Origin of the sequence: Flavobacterium sp. UBA6195, assembly GCF_002422095.1 — a bacterium.
Lineage (GTDB): Bacteria > Bacteroidota > Bacteroidia > Flavobacteriales > Flavobacteriaceae > Flavobacterium.
In genome coordinates, this window is the sequence record NZ_DITB01000084.1 from 1 (window position 1) to 7,255 (window position 7,255).

A 7,255-nucleotide genomic window follows, 5' to 3' on the forward strand; every position below is an offset into this window, starting at 1 on the left:
CAAGAAACAAAAAAAGGACTACATTGCTGCAGTCCCCTTTCACTTAACAAACTTTATTTTACTTAAATAAATACTTAATTCCAAACATCACATTCCCTTTTGGCATTGGAATCATTCCTAATTCAATATAATCTGCATTAAAAATATTGTTAGCAAACATAGATAGTTCAAACGCTTTTATTCTATAACTAACATTTGCATCATAAACATTATAGCTCATTCCTGCTGTACGCTCTACATAACGATAAGCAAAAGTTGTATTTAAACCTTTAAAGAAGTTAAATTGTAAACTACTTGTGAATTGATGTTTCATCGAGTTAATAGAATATTGAGAAAAATTAGCTTCACTTGCCTTTACATCGTTATCTAAATAAGAATAACCTAACTGAATTTTTTGTGGTAAATTATTTATTGTGAAAAAGTAATCAGCTTGCGCTTCATATCCTTTTGTATTTACACTTTGAATATTTTGTGCTTGCCAAGCATCTGTTGTGTTTTCACGAACATAATCGATTAAATTATCAGCATCACGATTAAAAGCAGCTATCGATATATTGAATCTATCACTCATATATTTAAAACCAACTTCTTGTGAAAAAGCTTCTTCTGTATTTAAGTCGGGATTGCTTATGGTTACAGGAGAAGTATAATATAAATTGGTATATGTAGGAACTCTATAAGAAGTCCCAATATTTCCGTAAGCTCTAAATTTATCTGAAATTTTAACTCCTATATCTAAACCTGGAAAAAATTGATTATCAAAATCTGAAAAATAAGAAGCCGAAATTCCAGGAGTAACATCTAAAATGTTGTTGAAAAATTGGAAACGATGTTCTAAAAATAAACTCGCAATTTCTCTTTGATTATCTCCTAAACGATTACTTGATATGTAATATTTAGAAAACTCAACCCCAAAACCAGTTGTTCCTAACGTTGATTGATACGAACCGTTTAATTCAGCAGCAACTTTATTAGTAATATGTAAATTTCTATATGTTAATGGGGTATTTCTAACTAATAAATATAAATCCTGGTTTCTGCGCCAATAAATTCTTGGTTTCCATGTAAAATTTCCGCTTTTAATTACCGTTGAAAGACCTATTAAACTTGCTTGAGTTTCTTCATATTGATCAATATAGTTGGTAAAACCATAAAACCCGTTTGCACCAAATTTTCTTTCTGAATAGCTTGTTAGTAATTCAATTGGTAATTTATTTTTATTGAACTGACTTTTTAAAACATAATTAGTATTATCAAAATCAGTATTATAACGATATCCATCTGAAAAGTTTTTTGAAAAATGTACAATATGACTACTTTCTTCCAGATTTACAGTTCCAGTAACTTCTGCAATAAATTGATCAAAAGAACCACCTTGTACTTTAGCAATTAAAGAATTTTCATCAACATCTTTCGTTACAATATTAATTGCTCCAGTAAAAGCATTTTGACCAAAAATACGAGCAGCAGGACCTTTAATCACTTCAATTCTTTTTATAACTTCAATTGGTAAAGCCAAATTCATAGTATGATGACCCGTTTGAGCATCATCTACTTTTATACCATCTATTAACAACAATGTTTGATCAAAACTTCCGCCTCTTATATATAAATCCGATTGCATTCCGTTTACTCCTTGTCTACGCACATCAATTCCTGCAATTTGTTGTAAAGCATCGGCAACATTTGTCACACCTAATTTTTTAATATCTTCAGCAGTAACAATTTGAATGGTTCTTGAATTTTCTTTAAAAGGCAAATCGATACGAGAAGATGTAATGACTGCTTCTTTTAGTGAATCTGTTTTAAGTTCATTTTCCTGAGCATTCATAGTTAATACAAACATTAGCAAGGGAACTAAATAATATACTTTTTTCATTTATTCGATATTGGGTTATTTAAAACGGTGCAAAAGTCGTAACTTTCCGGATGATTAAAATAGTCCAGTTTTAAAATGATAGATAGTCCGGTTAGTTTGGTATTAAAAGAACTTATTCAATTTGATAAAACAAGTGCTACTTCGGTATATATTCAAATTGCACAGCAAATAATAAATGCGATTCAAAGAGGCTATTTAAAAGAAGGAACAGCATTGCCTGGCACTAGAATATTTAGCCAATTATTTAGCATCCATCGGAATACTGCGGTTGCCGTTTATGAAGAATTAGGAGCTCAAGGTTGGGTAGAAATCATTCCAAATAAAGGTGCTTTTGTTTTATTTCCAAGATCAAAAACAGTTACTATCAAAGCAAGTACTAACAAACTAAACGATGCATATAGTTATCCTATAACGACAGGATTTCCTTTTGAAACTTCGTTTCACTTGGCATCAACACAAGAATTTTCAGAAGCAAAATACATTTTAAACGATGGTCAACCCGATTTACGATTGCATCCTATTCACGAATTTTCGAAATGGTATGGCACATCAATGAAGCGAAAATCATTGATTTCAAAATGGAACAATACATCAAAAAACAGCTATTCTATGTTTGAAAATCAATTGTGTAATTTTTTAAATGCAACTCGAGGTTTTCATATCAAACCTACAAATTTAATCAGTACTCGAAGTACCGAGATGAGTTTGTATATCATCTCGCAACTTTTAATTCGTAAAAAAGACGTTGTTTTGGTTGGTAATTTGAGTAATTATAATGCCAATATGATTTTTCAAGAAGCTAGAGCCGATATTAAAACCATCCCCGTTGATGAAAATGGATTAGACATTAATTACATAGAAAAACATTTTACAAAAGGCAAAATTCGATGTGTTTATGTCTGTTCTAATCGCGATTATCCTACTACAAACACTTTGTCTGCCGAACGAAGATTACAACTTTTACAACTTGCTAAGAAATATCAATTTGCCATAATTGAAGACGATTTTGATTATGATTTTCAACTCGACGGTTCCGCTATGTTGCCTATGGCAAGTTCAGATGGAAATGGAATGGTGATTTATCTTGGAAAACTGGGGCAATCACTATTTCCAAGTTTTCAAACCGGATTTGTAGTGGCTCCTGAAAATTTGATTTTGGAAGCCAAAAACTATTTACAAATGTTAGACAAGCAGGGCGACTTAATTCAAGAACAAGTGCTTTCGGAATTAATATATGAAGGTGAAATTCATCGTTTACTAAAAAAGAATACCATCATTTACAAAAAAAGAAGAGATTTTGCTTGCGAATGTTTGAAGCGTTATTTCAATGAAGCTATTCAATTTAAAAAGCCTTCGGGTGGATTAGCCATTTGGATTGGATTTAACCCTTCCATATCATTAATTCAACTTGCGGAAGAAGTATCGAAATTAGATGTCTTTCTACCGAAGACCATTCTTTATCAAGATAAAAATACATGCGCCATTCGTTTTGGATTTGGTCATTTGAATGAAGAAGAAATTGAAATTGTAGTAAGTAAATTAAATCTTGCATACAATTCAATCACAAAGTAATAAAACAAAAAAAGTCCCGCAAATTGCAGGACTTTTTACTATAAATCTTATTGTCTTAGTCAGCTAAAACAATAATCTTGTTTTCATTCATTTCGATGGTACCTGAATTAATAGGTAACCAATACGTTTGCTCATTTACTTTGTTGAATTTAGAAACGAATTCTTTTTCAATTTTAATGTTTTGAGCATTGATTTTCACGTTTCCTTTTGCTAACAATGAAACAATAGGCGCGTGATTATTTAGCATTTGAAACTCACCGTTAACTCCAGGAACTGCTACCGAAGTAACTTCTCCTTTAAACAATGTAGCTTCTGGTGATACTATTTCTAAAATCATATTTCTTAGTGATTAGTGAATAGTGATTAGTGATTAGCAAGTAACTGAATACTGTGACTAAACACTGAACACTGAATTATGCTTCTGCTAACATTTTTTGTCCAGCTTCGATAGCTTCTTCGATAGTACCTTTAAGGTTGAACGCTGCTTCTGGTAAGTGGTCTAATTCACCATCCATAATCATGTTAAATCCTTTGATAGTTTCTTTAATATCAACCAATACTCCAGGAATACCTGTAAATTGCTCCGCTACGTGGAAAGGTTGAGATAAGAAACGTTGTACACGACGAGCTCTAGCAACTGCTAATTTATCATCTTCTGACAACTCTTCCATACCTAAGATAGCAATGATATCTTGTAGTTGTTTGTATTTTTGAAGAATTTCTTTTACTCTTTGAGCACACTCATAGTGGTCTTTCCCCAAAATTTCTGGCGTTAAAATACGAGAAGTAGAATCTAGTGGATCTACCGCTGGGTAAATACCTAACTCAGCAATTTTACGAGATAATACTGTTGTTGCATCTAAGTGAGCAAACGTTGTTGCAGGAGCCGGGTCAGTTAAGTCATCCGCAGGAACGTATACTGCTTGTACAGATGTAATAGATCCTTTTTTAGTTGAAGTAATACGCTCTTGCATCGCTCCCATCTCAGTTGCTAAAGTAGGTTGGTATCCTACCGCAGATGGCATACGACCTAAAAGTGCAGATACCTCAGAACCTGCTTGTGTAAAACGGAAGATGTTATCAACGAAGAAAAGTACGTCTTTTCCTTGTCCATCTCCTGCTCCATCACGGAAATATTCAGCAATTGTTAAACCTGATAAAGCAACACGTGCACGTGCTCCTGGTGGCTCATTCATCTGACCGAATACGAAAGTAGCTTTAGAATCTTTCATTAATTCTTTATCTACTTTTGATAAATCCCATCCTCCATTTTCCATAGAGTGCATGAATTCATCACCATATTTAATAATTCCTGATTCTAACATCTCTCTTAAAAGGTCATTTCCTTCACGAGTTCTTTCTCCTACACCAGCAAATACTGATAAACCACCGTGACCTTTTGCAATATTGTTAATCAATTCTTGAATCAATACTGTTTTACCTACTCCAGCACCACCAAACAATCCAATTTTACCTCCTTTTGCATAAGGCTCAATTAAGTCGATTACTTTAATACCGGTAAATAAAACTTCAGTAGAAGTTGATAAATCTTCAAATTTTGGAGCTGGTCTGTGAATTGGCAAACCACTTTCACCTACTTTTGGTAAGTCTCCTAAACCATCGATTGCATCACCTATTACATTAAATAAACGTCCGAAAACTTCACCACCAATTGGCATTTGAATTGGAGCACCAGTAGCAACTACTTCAGCACCTCTAGACAAACCGTCTGTAGAGTCCATAGAAATAGTACGAACTGTATTTTCTCCAATGTGAGATTGAACTTCTAATACTAATAAAGTACCATCTTTTTTAGTGATTTCTAATGAATCGTAAATTTTAGGTAACTCAGCATTTGCATCATTAAACACGACGTCAACAACTGGTCCGATAATTTGTGCAACTTTTCCTGTGATTCTAGACATTGCTTATGTATTTATTTAATAGCTAATTAATGTTGAAAAAATGATATATTTTTCCGAGTGCAAAGATAGTTTTTTCTAAAACAATTTTGCAATTTATTTTTTGAATTTTTTGCAACAAAAAAGCGAAATCTTCCAATTTCGCTTTTAAAATGTTATTCTACGGTAACGGATTTTGCCAAATTCCTAGGTTGATCTACATTACAACCTCTTAAAACTGCAATATGATAGGACAATAATTGCAACGGAATCGTTGTTAACAGAGGTGTAAATGGCTCATTAGTTTCTGGAATTTCAATTACATGATCAGCTAAAGCTCTAACTTGTGTATCGCCTTTAGTTACCACCGCAATAATTTTACCACTTCTAGATTTTATCTCTTGAATGTTACTTACTACTTTATCATAATGACCTTTATTTGGAGCAATAACAATAACTGGCATATGTTCGTCAATTAAAGCAATTGGTCCATGTTTCATTTCAGCAGCTGGATAACCTTCTGCATGGATATATGAAATTTCTTTTAATTTTAAAGCTCCCTCTAAAGCTACTGGAAAATTATAACCCCTACCTAAATACAAACAATTAGTTGCATCTTTATAGCTTTCAGCAATTTGCTTTGCTACTTCATTTGTTAATAATGCCTCTTGTACTTTTTCTGGCATAATTTCTAGCTCCAATAAATAACGTTGGTATTCTGAATTATTCATGGTACCCTTAGCTTTAGCCAAACGAAGAGCTAATAATGTTAGAATGGTAATTTGAGTTGTAAATGCTTTTGTAGAAGCTACTCCAATTTCTGGACCTGCATGTGTATAAGCACCTGCATGCGTTTCACGAGAAATTGATGAACCTACTACATTACAAACTCCAAAAACAAAAGCTCCATTTTCTTTAGCTAATTTGATTGCTGCCAAAGTATCTGCCGTTTCACCTGATTGTGAAATTGCGATAACAACATCGTCTTTATTAATGATTGGATTTCTGTATCTAAATTCAGATGCGTATTCAACTTCAACTGGAATTCTTGAAAATTCTTCAATAATATATTCCGCAACTAATCCAGCGTGCCAAGAAGTACCACATGCCACAATAAGAATTCGTTTAGCATTTAAAAATTTTTCTAAATTATCTTCAACACCAGACATTTGGATAATTCCTTTGTTTGCCAAAAGTCTTCCACGGTAAGTATCTTTGATTACGCTTGGTTGTTCGTAGATTTCTTTCATCATGAAATGATCATAACCTCCTTTTTCAATTTGCTCCAAGTTTAACTGCAGTTCTTGAATGTAAGGATCAACCAATGAATCGTCTTTAATTTTTCTAACTTTTAACGGTTTGTGTAAACGCACAATTGCCATTTCTTCATCTTCCAAATAAATGGCATTTGATGTATACTCAATAAATGGTGTTGCATCTGAAGCGATAAAAAATTCATCTTCGCCAATTCCAATTGCCAAAGGACTTCCTAAACGCGCCACAATAATTTCATCTGGCTTTTCAACATCAATTACTGCAATTGCATAAGCCCCAATAACTTGATTTAAAGCTATTTGAACAGCCTTACCTAGTTTGCAATTCTCTTTTTTCTTAACTTCTTCTATTAAGTTTACTAACACTTCTGTGTCGGTATCAGATTTAAAAGTGTAACCCCTTTTAATTAACTCTTGCTTTAATGGTTCATAATTCTCTATAATACCATTATGAATAATAACTAACTTTCCTGAATTTGAAAAATGAGGATGCGAATTTACATCATTAGGAACTCCGTGAGTTGCCCAACGCGTATGCCCCATGCCTATTTTCCCGAAAATTGTTTTATCGTTTTGGGCCTTCATTTCCAAATCAGAAACCTTTCCTTTGGTTTTAGATAATTTTAAAT

Annotated in this window: 5 protein-coding genes; 1 reads left to right on the forward strand and 4 read right to left on the reverse strand. The window is 32.9% G+C overall.

The window, feature by feature from the left end; all coding sequences use genetic code 11:
• Positions 1-58: 58 nt before the first annotated feature.
• On the reverse strand, positions 59-1,879 hold the full coding sequence (locus B4I81_RS07650) for a TonB-dependent receptor plug domain-containing protein (RefSeq protein WP_291109341.1): 1,821 nt from the start codon (positions 1,877-1,879) through the stop codon (positions 59-61).
• Between the two features lie 75 nt (positions 1,880-1,954).
• Between B4I81_RS07650 and B4I81_RS07655 the strand changes: the two genes are divergently transcribed.
• Positions 1,955-3,451: a PLP-dependent aminotransferase family protein gene (locus B4I81_RS07655; RefSeq protein WP_291109343.1), complete on the forward strand. Its 1,497-nt coding sequence runs from the start codon at positions 1,955-1,957 to the stop codon at positions 3,449-3,451.
• A gap of 55 nt (positions 3,452-3,506) precedes the next feature.
• On the opposite strand, the gene B4I81_RS07660 is transcribed toward B4I81_RS07655, so the two are convergent.
• The 3 genes from B4I81_RS07660 to glmS all read right to left on the reverse strand — a co-directional run.
• A complete protein-coding gene (locus tag B4I81_RS07660) occupies positions 3,507-3,788 on the reverse strand; it encodes a FoF1 ATP synthase subunit delta/epsilon (protein ID WP_291109345.1) in 282 nt (93 codons plus the stop codon).
• A gap of 76 nt (positions 3,789-3,864) precedes the next feature.
• Positions 3,865-5,376, reverse strand: a complete 1,512-nt coding sequence (gene atpD / locus B4I81_RS07665; protein ID WP_291109347.1) for a F0F1 ATP synthase subunit beta — start codon at positions 5,374-5,376, stop codon at positions 3,865-3,867.
• A gap of 152 nt (positions 5,377-5,528) precedes the next feature.
• Positions 5,529-7,255, reverse strand: a 1,727-nt coding sequence (gene glmS / locus B4I81_RS07670; RefSeq protein WP_291109349.1) for a glutamine--fructose-6-phosphate transaminase (isomerizing), incomplete at its 5' end; no start/stop codon positions are given.